Source organism: Agrobacterium sp. B1(2019), assembly GCF_008274755.1.
GTDB classification, from domain to species: Bacteria; Pseudomonadota; Alphaproteobacteria; order Rhizobiales; family Rhizobiaceae; genus Agrobacterium; species Agrobacterium salinitolerans.
The window spans coordinates 218,778-234,885 of sequence record NZ_VTPB01000002.1; the positions used below are offsets into that span (position 1 = coordinate 218,778).

Here is a 16,108-nt window from a genome sequence, read left to right on the forward strand (position 1 = left end):
CCTCCCCTTACTTGACTGCCCCGGCGGAAATGCCGGCGATGAAGTGGCGCTGCAAAGCCACGAAAACCACGAGGATGGGTGCGGTGAGCAGCACGGCCCCCGCCATGATGCCGCCCCATGACACTTTGGTCAGCCCGATGAGGGTGCCAAGCGCCACGGGTGCGGTCATCATTCCTGGGCGGGAATTGATGAGAAGCGGCCAGAGGTAATTGTTCCACGAGGCCAGGAAGAGAATGATCGACAGTGCCGCCATGGTGGGCCGTGCCAGTGGCAGGGCGATGCGCAGGAAAATCTGCCATTCCTTGACGCCCTCCACCCTTGCCGCATCGAAAAGCTCGGTCGGCATCATCGAGAAGGATTGCCGCATGAACAAAACGCCGAGGGAATTGAACAGCGGCGGCACGATCAGGGCCACCCAGGTGTTGGCCAGCTTGAATTCGCGCGCCACCATGATGAACTGCGGGATAACGACAACGGCAAAAGGCAAGGTAATGGTCCCGAGAATGATGGCGATCACCACCCTGCGTCCGGCAAAGCGGTAACGCGCCAGCGCCCAGCCCGCCATGGAGGTCAGGAACACCGAAAGAACTGTGTAGATGACGGCAACGGTGATCGAGATGAACATGGCCCTGAGGAAATTGGTATCCGCCTGCAGGTTGTTGAAATTCTCGATGAAGTTGGTGGAGGGCGCCAGCACGATATCAGGGCTGAAAATGCCGTAATCCGGCATGGTGGAGAATACGAACATCATCCACAGCGGAAACAGCCAGACGATGGCAAGCGGCGTCAGCGCCGCATGCAGGGCCATCTTCTGCCAGAAAAGCGATCTCGATTTCGATCTCATTTCGGCTCCCTCCCGACCCAGAGATTGAGGAGTGAAATGGCGATGGCAAGCGCCGCCATGGTGTAGGCAATGGCCGAGGCGTAACCGAAATTGAGCGACGTGAAGCCTTGGCGATAGAGGAACAGCCCCAGCGTTTCCGTGCCGCCGCCCGGCCCGCCCCTGTTAGTGATGAGGAAGGGTTCGGCAAACAGCTGCATGGTGCCGATGACCGACAGCACGACGCAGAACAGGATGATGGGTTTAAGCAACGGCAGGGTGATGTAAAAGAACTGCTGCCGCTTGCTGACCTTGTCCAGCGTCGCCGCTTCATAGACATCGCCAGGAATGGATTGCAGACCGGCCAGGATGATGATGGCGTTATACCCCGCCCAACGCCAGGTGACCGCGATGATGACGAGCGCCATGGCCGCATTGGCATTGTCGAACCACGAGACGGGCGAAAGGCCGACGGAGGTGATGAGCTTGTTGATGATGCCGAAATCGGCGCTGAACATCAGCCGGAAAACCGCCGCATAGGCTACCTCGCCGACAACGACAGGTGCAAAGAAGGCAAAACGGTAAAGCGGTCGTGCTTTCAGCAGCGGCGAGTTCAAGAGCACCGCCATGACGGTGGCGAGCGCGATCATGACCGGCACCTGAATGACCAGAATGATCAGCGTATTATAAAGCGCATTATAAAATGCCGGATCGGAAACGAGCCGCCCCCAGTTCATGGAGGGCGCGAACCGCCATGGGTTGATGCGGGTATTCTGGAACGACAGCATGAACGAGCTGATGATCGGCCAGACCCAGAAGGTGGCGAAAATCAGGAGATAGGGCGCAAGGAACGCATAAGCGATCCTGTTCCTAGACGGCATGACGACCTCCAGAAGCCGGACGATGGCCGGATAAATGGAAAAGCTTGAAAGAGCTTCCCCCGTTGAGGGGAATGCTTTTGCACAACGGTGCCACTGGTTTCTTCTCCCCGAGGGAGAGAAGGTGGCCCGAAGGGTCGGATGAGGGGGCTAGCTCACCGGATATCGCTACCCTCGCCCCCTCATCCCGCTGCTGCGGACTTCTCCCCGACGGGGAGAAGAAACGTGCAGCACCCTCTCGGTCCATAAAACAGCCGCCGGCTTACTGCGCTACGGGGAGCCCCGTCGCCGTTTCGATCTGCTTTGCCGCATCATCGAGCGCCGCCTTCGCATCGGGAAACCCACCCGCGAAATATTTGGTCTGCGTCGCCTTGTAGATCGCATCCGCATCCGACTGGAACGCCGTGCCACGGCTCGGCACGATCTTCGGCAGTGTGGCGAGAATATCGGTCCAAACCGCTTGGCCGCCCCAATAGGGCTGTTTTTCCTTGACGAAAGGATCGTCGATGGCAGACAGCAGCGAGGGAACGAGGCCGAACGATTTCAGCATCGTCACCTGCCCTTCATTGGTGGTGAGCGCGTAATCGATATATTTCCACGCGGCTTCCTTGTGCTCGGATGTCGAGCTGATCGCCAGCGACGAACCGCCGAGATTGGCGGCATGCGGACCGTCCGGCGTCAGGCTCGGCATCAGATAGACGCCCCATTTGCCGGAGAGATCGGGAGAGCCTGAGCGGATGGTGCCCTCGTACCAGGCGCCATACATCTGGCTTGCGGCCCTGCCGGCGGTATTGGCCTGAATTTTTTCATCCCAGATCGCCGCCATGATGATGCCGGCGTCTTTCATCTCCTTAACCTTTTCGAGGGTCGCGACACAGGCGGGCTGGTTGATGGTGATAGTCTGGCCATCGGTCGAAAAGTAACCGCATCCCTGCTCGTTGGCGATCATGCGAAACCATTCGCTATCACCGTTAAAATCGGCCTGCGCCATGACGGTGCCGGGATTGGCGGCCATCACCTTCTTGCCGGCAGTGATGAAATCGTCCCAGCTTTTGATCGTGGCGGGATCGACGCCTGCTTTTTCATAGAAGTCACGGCGGTAGAACACGGCCACCGGACCGGAATCCCATGGAACCGCATAGGCGACACCGTCAACCTCCAGTTCCGTGCGCTTGAAGTCAGGGAAAAGTGCCTGTTTCTCAGGCGTATAGCCAAGTTCGGTCAGATTGGCGAAACAATCGGGAAAGCGGCTCCAGAACAGTTCGGCCTCAAAATTCTCGATGGTGACGATATCAGGAAGACCATCGCCCCCGGCTGCGCAGGCGGCCAGTGTCTTGTCAAAAACCTGATTATTTCCAAGGTCTTCAACGACGATCTTGATATCCGGATTCTGCTTGTTAAAACCTTCGACCGTGGATTTCAGCGCGGAAGCCGCGACATTCCAGCTCCAGATGGTGACGGTTTCGGTTTGCGCGAAAGCCGGGGCTGCGAGAAGCAGCATGGCCGTAGACGCGCCAAGAAATTTCAAGCACATTGAAAACCTCCCTTTTTCAATTGCCGTTCTTCAGCGAACATGGGCACATTAGCGGCGACAGGAAATCTGTCTCGTAAAAAGGGAATATCGATTTGGCGGAAAGTAAGATTGCCGAAAGAGCCTTCTACCAGCCGGGTGCGAGCAGCATCGAAGGCATGCCGACAACGCTTCAGCTTTTCCATAACCATCCGCCCATCATGCTCCGGCCCCACTGGCACGCGCAGGTGGAGGTTAATTACCTGATGTCGGGATCGGTGCATTACCGCATGGGCGATCACGACCTGACGCTCAACGCCGGCCAGATGTGCATCTTCTGGGGCGGCCAGCCGCACCAGATGGACCGTTCCTCCGATGATTCCTTTTACGCGGGTGCGCATCTGCCGCTCGTGCATTTCTTTCGCATGCGCCTGCCGGCCGCCGTCTCCAGCCAATTGATGGGTGGTGCGACAATGGTGAGCGCCGAGACGGACGGAACGGATGCGGAAAATTTCGGCCGCTGGTTCCGTTACGTCACCTCGGGCGATCCGGCAAAAGCCCAGCACGCGGTGGAGGAACTGCTGCTCCGGGTCGAGCGGATGTTTCTGGAGCCTTACTCCGTCATATCCTCGGCCCTGAATGGAAACCGCAGACAGGATGACGAGGGCATGGCGCCCTCCATTGGCGTGGTGCGCATGTGCGACTTTATCGCCGCCAATTTTCTCGACGATATCGACGCGACGGAAATTGCCCGTGCCGCCTCGCTGCACCCGAAATATGCAATGAACCTGTTCCGCAAATCCACGGGCATGACACTTATCAAATATCTCACCCTGCTCCGGCTTTCCCGCGCACAGGCGATGCTGATGACCGGCAAGGACAATATTCTGCAAATCGCCATGGAAAGCGGTTTCGGCTCGGTCAGCGCCTTCAACAAGGCCTTTCGCCAGATCGCCGGCATGTCGCCTTCCGATTTCCGCCGCGACATGCGGGCGACGGCGGCTTAATCTCCTCTATCGGCGAAAGCGGCGCTGCGCTGCCGCGCCGCCTGGCGGTAAGCGCGCGGCGAACTGCCGAGCATCCGCCGGAACATGGTGGTGAAAGCCGGGATGTTTTCATAGCCCGCATCCAGCGCCACATTGGTCACCGCTTCGCCCGCCGCCAATCTCGGCAATGAGGCAAAGATGCAGGCCTGCTGGCGCCAGGTAACGAAACTCACCCCCATTTCCCGACGAAAAAGGCGTGTGAAGGAGCGGCGGCTGATGCCCATTGCCGCGGCCCAGTCGTCGATCTCCACCCGCGCCACCGGCTTTTTAAGGAAGTCACGGCAAAGCGCAGCCAGCCGCGGATTGTTCGGAAAAGGCAAACCCAAAGGGCGTTCCGGCAGGCGATTCACCTCATCCAGCAAAAGGGCGCGCACCAGGCCCTGCCGGTGAAAGACCGACGGCTGGTGTTCTTCGGCCAACAATTCGGAAATAAGGCTCGAGGCCAGATCGGTTACTTCCACGACCTTTGGAGACATTGCCTGGAAGAGATCGGGATGGACGTAGATCGAGTGCATCTCGACCGTGGATATGATTTCGGCCTCATGTTGCAGGCCTGCGGGAATGAGCAGCCCGTGACCGGGCGGTATCATCCAGCGCCCGTCCGCCGTGCTGACGAGCACCACACCCCGGCGCGCGCACCAAATCTGCACACGGCTATGGTTATGGGGCGGTGTGCGATGCCCGGTCGGATAAACCCGATGAAGCGCCAGTACCGGCTCGTTGGTGCCGTCAATCAATTTCAGGCTACGCTCATGCTCTTCAAGCGTCACGCCCTCGGACTGTGCAGATTTGATTTTAGCCATTTGGCCCACTCACAAAGAAAATCGTCCAGAACACAAATGCAGGCCAGAAACAATATGAATAAAAGCGGGAAGAAATAAAGACGTGTTTCCCATTGTTTGAGCGGGAATCTGAAGAGGATACATCATGGCCACCGTCACCAGCACCGGGTTCAACCCGCAACGCACGGCGTTCTCAATCATCGCAGCCGCCAGCTTCTGCCATATGCTGAACGACATCATGCAATCGCTGCTGACGTCGCTTTACCCGTTGCTGAAAGCCAATTACGCACTTGATTTCGTACAGATCGGCCTGCTCACCTTCGCCTTTCAGGTCACCGCATCGCTGCTGCAGCCGGTCGTCGGCATGGTGACCGATCGCTGGCCGATGCCGTTTTCCCTGCCCACCGCCATGTTGTCCACCTGCGCCGGCCTCATCACACTCGCCTTCGCCCACAGTTTCGAGGTTCTGGTGATCGGAGCCTGCCTTATCGGAATCGGCTCGGCGATCTTTCATCCGGAAGCATCTCGCGTTGCGCGCCTGGCATCCGGCGGCCGCCACGGTCTGGCGCAGTCCTTCTTTCAGGTGGGCGGCAATACCGGCACGGCCATCGGCCCGCTGCTCGCCGCTTTCATCGTCATTCCGCTCGGCCAGTCGAGCCTGAGCTGGTTCTCGCTGATCGCGCTCCTCGGCTTCGGCGTGCTTTCCTGGGTCGGCGTCTGGTACACCCGCCACCGCCGCGCAACCGTCGGCAAGGCCGCGGCCAGCCGCGCCCTGCCCCTCTCGCGCGGCACGGTGATGATGACGCTACTGGTGCTGGTGGTTCTGACCGCCACCAAGAACGCCTATCTCGCCAGCCTGTCCAGCTACTTCACCTTCTATACAATCGACAAGTTCGGCCTTGGCGTACAGGACGCGCAGGTTCTGCTGTTCCTTTTCCTCGGGGCTTCGGCGCTCGGTGTGTTCTTCGGCGGCCCGATCGGCGACCGTTTCGGCTCCCGCGTCGTCATCTGGTTCTCGATCCTCGGCGTCATTCCCTTCGCGCTCATGCTGCCCTATGCCAACCTGTTCTGGACGGCGGTTCTGGTGGTTGTCATCGGCTTCGTCTTCTCCTCCGCTTTCTCGGCCATCGTCGTGTTCGCGCAGGAACTGGTGCCGGGGCGCGTCGGCCTCATCGCCGGCATGTTCTTCGGCTTCGCCTTCGGTTTCGGCGGCATCGGCGCTGCGGTTCTCGGCGTCTATGCGGATAAGGAAGGCATCGAATTCGTCTACCGCATCTGCTCCTACATGCCGCTGCTCGGCCTTCTGACGGTATTCCTGCCGAAACTGCCAAGCCACCGCTAAAAGCCTCTCGTTCAACGCTTTTCAACACGGCGGTCACCTGTGATACTCAGGTGATCGCCGTGATCCGTTAAGCGAAAACCTCCTCATGCAGATACCGATAAAATCGATCCTCGTTTTCCACGCCGCGGCAAGGGCGGGCAGCATTTCGCGGGCGGCGGAGGAACTTAGCGTTACGCCCTCCGCCGTTTCCCAGCAGATCCAGGTGCTGGAAGGCCAGCTCGGCACGACACTGATGGCGCGAACCGGCCGCAAGGTAACGCTGACTGAAGCGGGTGAACGCTATTTTTCGATGATCACGGCGCAGATCGAACAGATTGCGGACGCCACCGACAGCATTCGCGGCTTCCGCTCGGTCACCATGCTGACGATCCGGGCGACGCCGACCATTTCCAACAAGTGGCTGCTGCCTCGTCTTGGCTCGTTTCTGGAGGAACATCCAGAACTGGAAGTGCGCCTCGACGGCACCAACGAGCCTACCGATTTTTCGCAGGAACTCGTCGATATAGAGCTGCGCCACGGCGATGGCCGCTGGCCGGGCCTCTTCGTGGAAGGGCTGGTGGAGGAGGAATTCCTGCCGGTGTCCGCACCGGATTACGCTGCCGCCGGGAGCCTTCAGGCCCCGGACCTGCTTGAATTGCGGCTCATTCATTCTGTGAAAGCGCAGGCGCAGTGGACGCACTGGTTCCCGATGGCCGGTGTCAATTCCGACACGCGATGGAGGCGTGTGCTGTTCGACCGTAGCCATATGGCAATTGATGCGGCGGCCGGCGGCCTGGGCGTGGCACTGGAAAGCACGCTGATGATGGAACGGGAACTTGGCACCGGAGCGCTTGTCTGTCCCGTCATCGACGCGCCACGTATCAAGCTGGTCACCCAATGGATTGTTTGTCCGCATTCCCATCTGCGGCAGAGAAAAGTGACGCTGTTTCTGGAATGGATGCGAAAACAACGCGACGAGTGGCAAGCCTGTCGCGTTGTGTGATTTTTCGGTCGTCTTCGCGTGGACTTAGTAAAGCCCCATGAGCCGGATGGGCGCAAGCGTCAGATCCGGGAACAGGACCAGTGCGAAGATGGCGGCGACCAGAATGGCCATTGGCGCAAGGGAGCCTTTTATCACATCCTCGATCGACATTTTCGCGACTTGCGCAACGGCAAACAGGCATACGCCGACGGGAGGCGTGACGAGCCCCAACGTCAGTGTGATGACCATGACGATCAGAAAATGTATGGGATCGACCCCCAGCGATACCGCTGGCGGAAGAAGTACCGGAATGAGAATGAACATCGCGGCAATTGCGTCCATGAACATGCCAACGACGATCAGGAAGAAAAATATCAATACCATCGCCATGGTCGGCCCGGTGCTGATATGGCCGAGGAAGACCGCGACCTGTGCGGGTAGGCCGTCGAAGGTGAAGACCCAGGCGGCCAGCTTTGCCGTCGCCGCGATGAAGAGGATCGATCCCGATGTACGTGCGGTCTCCATGAAGATGCCGAGCAGTGCGGGAAACGGGATCGTGCGGTAGAGGATCACCGCCAGAAACAGCGTGTACACAACGGCGATGCCGGCCGCCTCCGTAGGGGTGAAATATCCGTCGACGATACCAATCAGCAAAATCACCGGCGTCAGCATCGGCAGGATGGCCGCAAGACCCGTCGTCAAAACACGCCGTACATTGAAGGGTGTGGGCGGATTGAAGCCATGACGCACGGCGTAAATATGGTTGAAAACCATGAAGACGAATGCAAGGAACAGGCCCGGCACCAGACCTGCCACGAGCAGCGTTCCGATGGAAGCATTTGCCACTGAGCCGGCAATGACGATGAGGATCGACGGCGGGATGATGGACGAGAGCGTGGAGGTGCAAAGCGTCAGTCCAACGGCATATCCCTTGGGAAAACCGTGACGCTCCATGGCCTTGATCTCGATTGCGCCAATCGAGGCGATATCGGCGACGGATGAACCGGAGACACCGCCGAAAATCACCGACGAGGCGACATTGACGTGGCCGAGACCACCGGGAAGCCAGCCGACAATCGCCTCGGCAAAGTCGAACAGCCGTTCGGCGACCTTGCCCCGTTCCATCAGAACACCGACAAGAATGAAAAGCGGCACTGCAACCAGAAGGAAGGAGTTCATGGCCGAAAACATGGTTTGCGCCAGAAGGTCCATCGGCATCGACGTATAAAGCGCGATGGACGCCAGACTGGCGAGACCAAGTGCGACGGCAAGCGGAACGCCGAAAGCGCTCATGAGAAGGAAAAGTCCAAGCAGCGTCAGGCTCATGGCAGTTTCTCCATATTTCCAACGACCAGATCGGCATCGGCAAGAGGCTGCAGGCCTTCCGGCAGTTCGATGCGGTCACGATGCTGGCGCAGGGATTCCACGATGGCGGCAAAACCGAGAACCGCGCTGAGCGGAATGATGACGCCGATCATCCACATCGGCGTGGCAAGCGTCGCGGCGGCTTCATTCATCACATATTGCTGGCGCACCAGCGTCCAGCCCGTCCAGATCATCAGGCCGAAAAAGACGACCGACGACAGCACGTAAATGGGCAGCGCAAGACGCCGCACACAGGCCGGCATCAGGGCGATGAACACCGTTACCCGCGCCATGTCGGCGGTGCGGAAGCTGCCCGCCACACCCAGGAACACCATCCATATGAAAAGATACCGTGTCGCTTCCTCGGTCCAGGAGACCGGAGTGCCCCACATTCGGGTCGACACCTGCAGAAGCACGACGGCCAGAACCCCGATAGCGGCCAGACCGGCCAGCACGTCGGTCGCCAATCTGATGACCCTGCCGAAAAATGATGACGTTTCGTCCATAAACCTGTCCTCCCAACCGGACCGGTTGCGCGCCGGCCCGGAAGACCTGATGGCCTTACTTCTTGCCGACGGCGGCAATGGTCTTGTCAAAGAAAGCCTGATCCTTCACCAGCCCGGCAAAGACGGGATAGAGGCCCTTCGAGACTTCCACGAACGCCTTCTGCTGCTCCGGCGTCAGGCGATTGATCTCCATTCCGTGTTTCTGCAGTTCGGCGATCGTCGCTTCCGCGCTCGAGGCGTCGTTTTGCACCTTCCACACTTCCGCTTCCTTCGCCGCCTCCTCAACGGCCGCCTTGTGCGCATCGCTCAGGGCGTTGAACTTGGCGGGGCTGATGCCCAGAACCCAGCCGTCACCCATATGGTTGGTGATCGAGACGTATTTCTGCACCTCGTAGAATTTCGCCGACAATGGGACGTTGATGGGGTTTTCCTGCCCGTCTACGACCTTCAACTGCAGGGCGTTATAAACCTCGGCAAAGGCGAGCGGCGTCGGTGCGGCGCCCATCTTCTTGAAGAATTCCACCCAGAGCGGATTGTTGGGAACGCGGAACTTCAAGCCGCGCAAATCATCCGGCGAGGTTATCGGGCGCTTGGAATTGGTCATCTGGCGGAAGGGGCGCGGCCACAGATCGACCGCCTTGATGCCGATCTTTTCCAGCCCGGCAATCAGCTCCTTGCCCTGCTCACCTTCCAGATAGGTGCGAAGCTGTTCTTCATCGTCAAAAAGATAGGGAATGGAAATCGCCGAAAAACGCGGGTCGAAATTCGCATAAAGCGATGTCGCCAGAAGCAGCATGTCGAGCGATCCGCCCGCAAGCTGCTTGACGGCGCCCGATGGATCGCCGCCGTAAAGCGAGCCGTTCGGGAAGACCTTGACGGTGACTTCGCCATTCGTTTTGGCGGACACCAGCTCGGCAAACCTGTTGGCCGCGAGCGTAATTTCGGAATTGTCCGGATCCGGCGTCGAAAGCGTGAGCGTTTCCGCCTGAGCGATCGATGCAACGAGCATGGTGGCGGCGAGAGCCAGCCCGTAAAGTTTTGAAATTTTCATGTGTTCCTCCCGTTGTTGTCTCTAGACAGTTTCGAGCGTTCCTCCGAACGCATTCATGCGTTTAACTTCAAGGATCACACCGCTGTGATCAAGCTCGCCCGCGCCATGCTCGACCATGGAGCGGAACAGCCGGTCCACCTCCTCGCCGACCGGTAATTTCAGGCCACGGCTTTTGGCGAAAGCCAGCGCCGTGGACGTATCCTTCACCTGATATTTCGCCGGCCCGCCGGGGCGGAAAGCGCCCTCCACCATGCGTTTGCCGTGCTGGCGGAAGACGGTGGAATCGGCAAAACCGCCAAGCAAAGCCTGGCGCACCCGCGCCGGGTCGGCTCCCCCCGCTTCAACCAGCGTCAAAGCTTCCGCAACCGCGCAGATTGTCGAGGCGACGATCAGCTGGTTGGCCAGCTTGGCCAATGAGCCGCAGCCCACCGGACCGACATGGGTGACACTGCCGAGGCAATTGAGGAGTGGCCGCAATGCGTCCACATCCCGCTGTTCACCGCCGGCCATAATGGCGAGCGTTCCCTCAGTCGCCCCTTTTTCGCCGCCAGAAACCGGTGCGTCGACATAAGCGACGCCTTGAGCTTTTGCCGTCTCCGCCTGTTCCCGCGCGCTATCGACCGGGATCGAACTCATCACCAGCAGAAATGCACCAGGCTTCATGGTGGAAACGACACCCGAGGCACCGAGCAGAACCTCGTCGCAGACCGGCCCGGAACTCAGCATACAGAGTACGACATCGGCTTCGATTACAGCTTCGGCAGCCGTTGCCGCCGGCTGCACGCCCTTTGCCGCCAGAACCGTAGCTCTTTCAGCGCTGCGGTTCCAGGCTTTGACGGAAAACCCGGCCTCCGCCAGACGCCCCGCCATCGGAGCGCCCATGATACCCGTTCCGATAACGGCGATCCGGCGAATGTCAGCCATCGTTTCCATCCTTCAGAGCCATTGCCGGTTCAGGAAACGCACCGGCAGTTCTTCTTCGATAAGGGCGGGAAATGCTTCCCGAAACCGGTCGAGATGCGGTGTTTTGAGATGATCGTCGAAAGCCTGCCGGTCGTCGTAGACCTCGTAAAACACCACATTGTTTCCCGTTTCCGCCCGCACCACGTCGAATTGCCGGCAACCCGGCTCATCCTGAACCGAATGCTGGGCGTCATCGCGCGCGGCATCGAGAAAGGCATCCATAGCGTCAGGCTTCACCCGAAATTCCGCGATCACCACGAAAGCGCCATTGGACATATCAGCTTCTCCCCCCATCACGCTGCGGCCTCTTTTTGCGGACGGAATCGGTTTTCCATATCTTGACGCAGCTTCACCACATCGAGATCATTGACCAGCTCAACATCATCGAAGCTGACGATCTGGTCCTTCTTAATGGCGCGCTTCAGCTTGACATTGTGGGCAAGGCCGATTGGCAGCGCCTTCATATCGAGGCTGCGGGTGGCCGGAATGGCGTTCGCCCAAACCGCGTAACCGCCCTCGCCATCGAGCATCTCGCCCGGCTGCATATCCTTCTTGGCGGTCGCGACGGCATCGCCGCGGAACTCCTTGGAGCAACCGGTGGCCTCGTTCCGCAGCACCGCGGACAGTACGCTAATCGAGGTTTCCAGACCGATGATATGGAACGGACGCCACATGGAAGCGTACCAGCCCGAGGGATCGGTCAGCAGGCCATATTGCTTGAAGCAGGCGCGGGCATATTCATTATGCGCCTTGAAGGTGACAAAAACGCCGTAGCGAATGTTGTTGAATACTTCGCGCCCATCCGGCTCCTGGCTCGCGGCAATATCCACAAGGCCGGAGCGCGACATGCGGCCGCCATCGGCAACGGGGCGGAAAACGCGGGCAAGATCGTGCAGGCCGGCGGGCGGGAAGGCCAGACCGTCATCCGGGCAATCCAGCCCCGTGCCGTTGGCGACGGCCGCCATTTCGATGGCCGCCTTGGTGCCGTCGGTGAAGGAATTGTACATTTTCGGATTGAAGTCGCCCTTGGCCACTTCCTCGTCCGTCCAGCCGAAATAACCCCAGACCGTGTCCGGCGTGGAATAACGGTAACGCGGCTCGAAATTCATGCCCTTGCCGGCGGAAACGACCTCGAAGCCGGTGGCGCGCGCCCAGTCGACCAGTTCACAGATCAGCGCCGGCTGGTCGCCATAAGCCATGGAATAGATCAGGCCCTTGGAGCGGGCCTTTTCCGCAAGGATCGGCCCGACCATGACATCGGCTTCGACATTGACCATGACGACGTGCTTGTTGTGCTCGATAGCGCCGAGCGCATGGCGCGCACCGGCCAGCGGATGGCCGGTGGCTTCGATCACGCATTCGATCTCTCCACAGGCGAAAAGCTCGTTCACATCGTCCGTCACATAGGTCTTGCCGCTCTTCAGCGCCTCGGCGCAGCTCTTCGCATCGTAACGCTCCTTCGGCCAGCCGACGCGATCCAGCGATTCCTTCGCCTTGCCGACATTGAGGTCAGCGACGGCGACCATGTGGAAACCGGCAACGCGCTGCGCCTGCGCCAGCACCATGGAGCCGAACTTGCCCGCGCCGATGAGACCCACCCGAACAGGTTTACCGCCGGCTGCACGCGCTGACAGAAGAGAATAGAGATTCATGCTTTGACATCCTTCGCTGGGGAAATTGCTGGCGAGAATGTCCAGTCAGCCCGGCGAAGGCCATGCGATACCGAGGCAGCGAAGGCTTATCCCTCGCGGCACGGACGGCATGACGATCTAACGTTCCTCCCGGATACCGGCACGCCTTTGCGCCGGCTCTCGCGGTCGCCTCCCAAAGCAACCTTGAGAACAGAGTAGGAGCGTTCAAATATTAGTTCTATTTAGAAAATCACATTCTTTGTTTAGCTTATCTAACAAATCATCAGGCCGATTTGCGCAGCATCAGATCGGCGCTGAGGAGAATGCGCTCGCGCATCCGCGTCGCGTCATCCGCCTCCTCGTCCAGCTTCTGCAACAGAAGCTCGATCGACAGCCTGCCGATCTCGTTATAGTTCTGCGCCACCGTGGTAATCGGCGGGCAGGCATAACGCGACAGCGGATGATCGTCATGGCCGGCGACCCTGAGGTCATAATCCACGCCATGGCCGACCCTGATCCCCTTCTGGAAGGCCGCGGCGATGACGCCGAATGCGATACGGTCGTTGGCGCAGAGAATCGTGCGCGATGGCAGAGACCCCGCCCCTTCCAGCAGCCGGCCCGCTTCATCGAAGGCGAAACGCTCGAAATCCCAGGTGACAATGTCCGAAACGTTGATCACCTGCGGCTCGAAACCAAGGCGCCGCATCGCCTCCTCATAGGCGGTGCGACGCGTGGCGGCATTGGTATTGACCTGCGGCATGTCGAAGAAACAGGGCGGCTCGCCCGAGCGGCAGAGATAATCCACCATCAGCCCCACGCTCTGGCGGTTGTCGGTGCCGACAAATGCCGAGGTCTCGTCGAGGGGCGAATCGACATAAACAATCGGAATGCTGGCCGCCAGCTGCTCCAGCGTGGCGCGGTGGGATTTGACGCCTAGCGGCGCGATGATTGCACCGGCGACATTCATTGACTTGAACGTGCGGATGGCGCGGTCTTCGATTTCCGCCTTGCCATCCGATGACAGCACGAAAGCAAGGAAGCCCGCCTCGTTGGCGATGAGCTCAATACGGCTCGTCAGCGCCATATAGAACGGATCGGTTGAGTTCGGGATGATGATGCCGATGATATTGGAGCGGCGGCGGTTGAGATTGACGGCGAAAATATTGGGCCTGAAGCCCGATTTCTTCAGCGCATCCTCGATGGCGTCCCGGGTCTTCTTGCGGACCGAGGCCGGATCATTGAAGTATTTCGAAACAGTCGGGCGGGAAAGGCCGACGAATTCCGAAAATTCCTCCATCGTCCTGATAGATTTGGCCAAAGTGCTTGCCCCCATGAAATATTACATGTGGTACTCTATATCGACCTGCCTTTGCACGAAAAGCCGGTCGAATGGTTTTCAACGCCCAAACTGTCATTCAGCCGCGAACTGCACTTTCATCGTCGCCGGATCAGACTGTTTTTTCGTAAAGAACGGCAGCATTTCCGAAAGTGGCAACCGGTGTGACACCAGCCGCGCCATGACATCGCCATCCGTTTCCAGAATGGCGAGCGCCTGCGGTATGTTGCGGTTCAGCGAATGCGAGCCGACAAGCTTCAGCTGACGCCGGAAGATTTCGAAGGGCGCAACCAAAATGCGGGCATCCGGCGCGCAGACGCCGAAGAACAGCGCCGTGCCGCCATCGGCAACCAGCGGGATCATCGCTTCCGCAACGGGGGCGATACCCGTGGCATCAGCGACGACATCGAAAGACCTCTGTTGCCGCAGCAGCGCTTCCGAACCGGAAACTGCCACCTGAAGCCCGAGACCTTCGGCAAAAGCCAGCCTGCTTTCGTTGATGTCGGCAATCGTCACCATCTCGATGCCGCGCGCTTTCAGCGACAGGGCAAGCAGCAGGCCGATGGGACCGGCGCCAAAAACCAGCGCATTTTCAGCCACCGTTCCATTCTCGCCAATGCCCGCGCTCTGCATGCCGTTGACGACGCAGGCAAGCGGTTCGGCCAGCGCCGCGACGTGATAGGGCATGGAACCAACGCCATGCAGGTGATCGGCGCGCACCAGGCTGAATTCTGCGAAACCGCCATTATGGGAAACGCCATAGGCCTTCAGCGTGCTGCAAAGATTGGTGAGCGCCTTACGGCAGCTCGGGCAGGTGCCGCAGGGCAGATTGGGATCGACCACCACCCGGTCGCCAGCCTTTATGCCCAAAACATCGGCGGCCACGGCCGCGACTTCACCGGCATATTCATGCCCCGGAATGACCGGAAAGGCACCGTCGCCGTAACGCGCATGGAGAACGTCGATATCGGTGTGGCAAAGCCCCGAAGCCTTGACCCGGACCAGCGCATGGCCCGGCAGCAGATCGGCAACGGGAACTTCCGCTAGAACGGCGCGTCCCTTCTCGACGAATTGAATGGCATGCATGGTCATCTCCGGCTTTTCAGCTCATCCAGTTGCCGCCGTCGACATTATATGTCTGGGCGAGAATATAGTCGCTCTCGGAAGAGGCGAGGAAAACCGCAAGACCCTTGATGTCGTCGGGCGTGGCAAAACGGCCGATCGGCACGGATTTAGCCACCGCCGCCTTCTTCTCGCCGGGCTTTAAGCCTTCCCATTTGGCGAATTCTGCATCGACTACTTCCCAGTGCTCCCCATCCACCACGCCCGGTGCAATGGCGTTGACATTGATGCCGTGCTTGACGAGCGCCAGCGCCGCCGACTGCGTGGCGGAAATGATCGCTGCCTTGGAAGCGCAATAAAGCGTGACGAGCGCTTCGCCGCGACGGCCGGCCTGGCTCGCCATATTAATGATCTTGCCGCCGCGCGCCCGCTCGATCATCACATTCGAGACCGCCTTCATCATGAACAGCGGCCCCTTGAGATTGATGTCGAAGACCCGCTCATAACTCTGTTCGGTAATGCCATTGATCGGCGCCATGTCGAAGATAGCGGCATTATTGACGAGAATGTCGATGCCGCCGAATTCCTGATCGACCGCCTTCACCACGGCATCGATCCGGGAAAGATCGGTCACATCCAGCTTCACGGCCTTGGCGGCAGGGCCGATGGCGGCGGCGGAAGCCGTCGCGCGGGCGATATCGATGTCGGCAATAATCACCTTCGCGCCTTCATCGGCAAAAGCCTGCGCAAAACCAAGGCCGATACCGCGGGCGGCGCCGGTGATCAGCGCGACCTTGTTCTTCAATCTCATGTCGATCTCCGTGATGCATTGCGGACACAGGCTGAACCCGGTCA

General features: G+C 59.4%; 16 protein-coding genes. 3 read left to right on the top strand and 13 right to left on the bottom strand.

Features of this window, described 5'->3' with window-relative positions:
• Positions 1-7 precede the first annotated feature (7 nt).
• The 3 genes from AGR1_RS15885 to AGR1_RS15895 all read right to left on the bottom strand — a co-directional run bounded on the left by AGR1_RS15885 (position 8) and on the right by AGR1_RS15895 (position 3,232).
• Complete coding sequence (locus tag AGR1_RS15885; protein WP_149147518.1) at positions 8-844, bottom strand: carbohydrate ABC transporter permease; 837 nt, start codon at positions 842-844, stop codon at positions 8-10.
• Positions 841-1,701 (bottom strand): sugar ABC transporter permease, encoded by an 861-nt coding sequence (locus AGR1_RS15890; protein WP_065656190.1) that lies wholly within the window; start codon positions 1,699-1,701, stop codon positions 841-843. Before AGR1_RS15890 ends, AGR1_RS15885 begins: the two co-directional genes overlap by 4 nt.
• Positions 1,702-1,960: 259 nt before the next feature.
• Positions 1,961-3,232 carry a sugar ABC transporter substrate-binding protein gene (locus tag AGR1_RS15895; protein ID WP_149147519.1) on the bottom strand — a complete coding sequence of 424 codons (1,272 nt, stop codon included), beginning with the start codon at positions 3,230-3,232 and terminating at the stop codon, positions 1,961-1,963.
• A gap of 86 nt (positions 3,233-3,318) precedes the next feature.
• Between AGR1_RS15895 and AGR1_RS15900 the strand changes: the two genes are divergently transcribed.
• Positions 3,319-4,215 carry a helix-turn-helix domain-containing protein gene (locus AGR1_RS15900; RefSeq protein WP_187772241.1) on the top strand — a complete coding sequence of 299 codons (897 nt, stop codon included), beginning with the start codon at positions 3,319-3,321 and terminating at the stop codon, positions 4,213-4,215.
• Here the strand turns inward: AGR1_RS15900 and AGR1_RS15905 are convergent.
• Entirely contained in the window at positions 4,212-5,057 is an 846-nt protein-coding gene (locus AGR1_RS15905; RefSeq protein WP_149147521.1) for a helix-turn-helix transcriptional regulator, read from the bottom strand. The genes AGR1_RS15900 and AGR1_RS15905 overlap by 4 nt on opposite strands.
• A gap of 124 nt (positions 5,058-5,181) precedes the next feature.
• On the opposite strand from AGR1_RS15905, the gene AGR1_RS15910 reads away from it, so the two are divergent.
• Positions 5,182-6,378 (top strand): MFS transporter, encoded by a 1,197-nt coding sequence (locus AGR1_RS15910; RefSeq protein ID WP_149147522.1) that lies wholly within the window; start codon positions 5,182-5,184, stop codon positions 6,376-6,378.
• 85 nt (positions 6,379-6,463) lie between these two features.
• Complete coding sequence (locus tag AGR1_RS15915) at positions 6,464-7,360, top strand: LysR substrate-binding domain-containing protein (protein WP_149147523.1); 897 nt, start codon at positions 6,464-6,466, stop codon at positions 7,358-7,360.
• Positions 7,361-7,384: 24 nt separating this feature from the next.
• Here AGR1_RS15915 and AGR1_RS15920 read toward each other — a convergent pair whose 3' ends face one another.
• From AGR1_RS15920 to AGR1_RS15960, 9 genes are all read right to left on the bottom strand, one after another.
• Positions 7,385-8,665 carry a TRAP transporter large permease gene (locus tag AGR1_RS15920; RefSeq protein WP_137411733.1) on the bottom strand — a complete coding sequence of 427 codons (1,281 nt, stop codon included), beginning with the start codon at positions 8,663-8,665 and terminating at the stop codon, positions 7,385-7,387.
• A complete protein-coding gene (locus AGR1_RS15925) occupies positions 8,662-9,210 on the bottom strand; it encodes a TRAP transporter small permease (protein ID WP_137411732.1) in 549 nt (182 codons plus the stop codon). Before AGR1_RS15925 ends, AGR1_RS15920 begins: the two co-directional genes overlap by 4 nt.
• 55 nt (positions 9,211-9,265) lie before the next feature.
• Positions 9,266-10,261 carry a DctP family TRAP transporter solute-binding subunit gene (locus AGR1_RS15930; protein WP_149147524.1) on the bottom strand — a complete coding sequence of 332 codons (996 nt, stop codon included), beginning with the start codon at positions 10,259-10,261 and terminating at the stop codon, positions 9,266-9,268.
• A 21-nt stretch (positions 10,262-10,282) separates the two neighbouring features.
• Positions 10,283-11,185 carry an NAD(P)-dependent oxidoreductase gene (locus AGR1_RS15935; protein ID WP_149147525.1) on the bottom strand — a complete coding sequence of 301 codons (903 nt, stop codon included), beginning with the start codon at positions 11,183-11,185 and terminating at the stop codon, positions 10,283-10,285.
• Positions 11,186-11,197: 12 nt separating this feature from the next.
• A complete protein-coding gene (locus tag AGR1_RS15940; protein ID WP_137411729.1) occupies positions 11,198-11,500 on the bottom strand; it encodes a putative quinol monooxygenase in 303 nt (100 codons plus the stop codon).
• A 17-nt stretch (positions 11,501-11,517) separates the two neighbouring features.
• Positions 11,518-12,876, bottom strand: a complete 1,359-nt coding sequence (locus tag AGR1_RS15945) for an NAD(P)H-dependent oxidoreductase (protein ID WP_137411728.1) — start codon at positions 12,874-12,876, stop codon at positions 11,518-11,520.
• Positions 12,877-13,138: 262 nt separating this feature from the next.
• Complete coding sequence (locus AGR1_RS15950) at positions 13,139-14,152, bottom strand: LacI family DNA-binding transcriptional regulator (RefSeq protein ID WP_149147992.1); 1,014 nt, start codon at positions 14,150-14,152, stop codon at positions 13,139-13,141.
• A 114-nt stretch (positions 14,153-14,266) separates the two neighbouring features.
• Complete coding sequence (locus tag AGR1_RS15955) at positions 14,267-15,277, bottom strand: D-altritol 5-dehydrogenase (protein ID WP_149147526.1); 1,011 nt, start codon at positions 15,275-15,277, stop codon at positions 14,267-14,269.
• 16 nt (positions 15,278-15,293) lie between these two features.
• Positions 15,294-16,064: a galactitol 2-dehydrogenase gene (locus AGR1_RS15960; protein WP_149147527.1), complete on the bottom strand. Its 771-nt coding sequence runs from the start codon at positions 16,062-16,064 to the stop codon at positions 15,294-15,296.
• Positions 16,065-16,108: the final 44 nt, after the last annotated feature.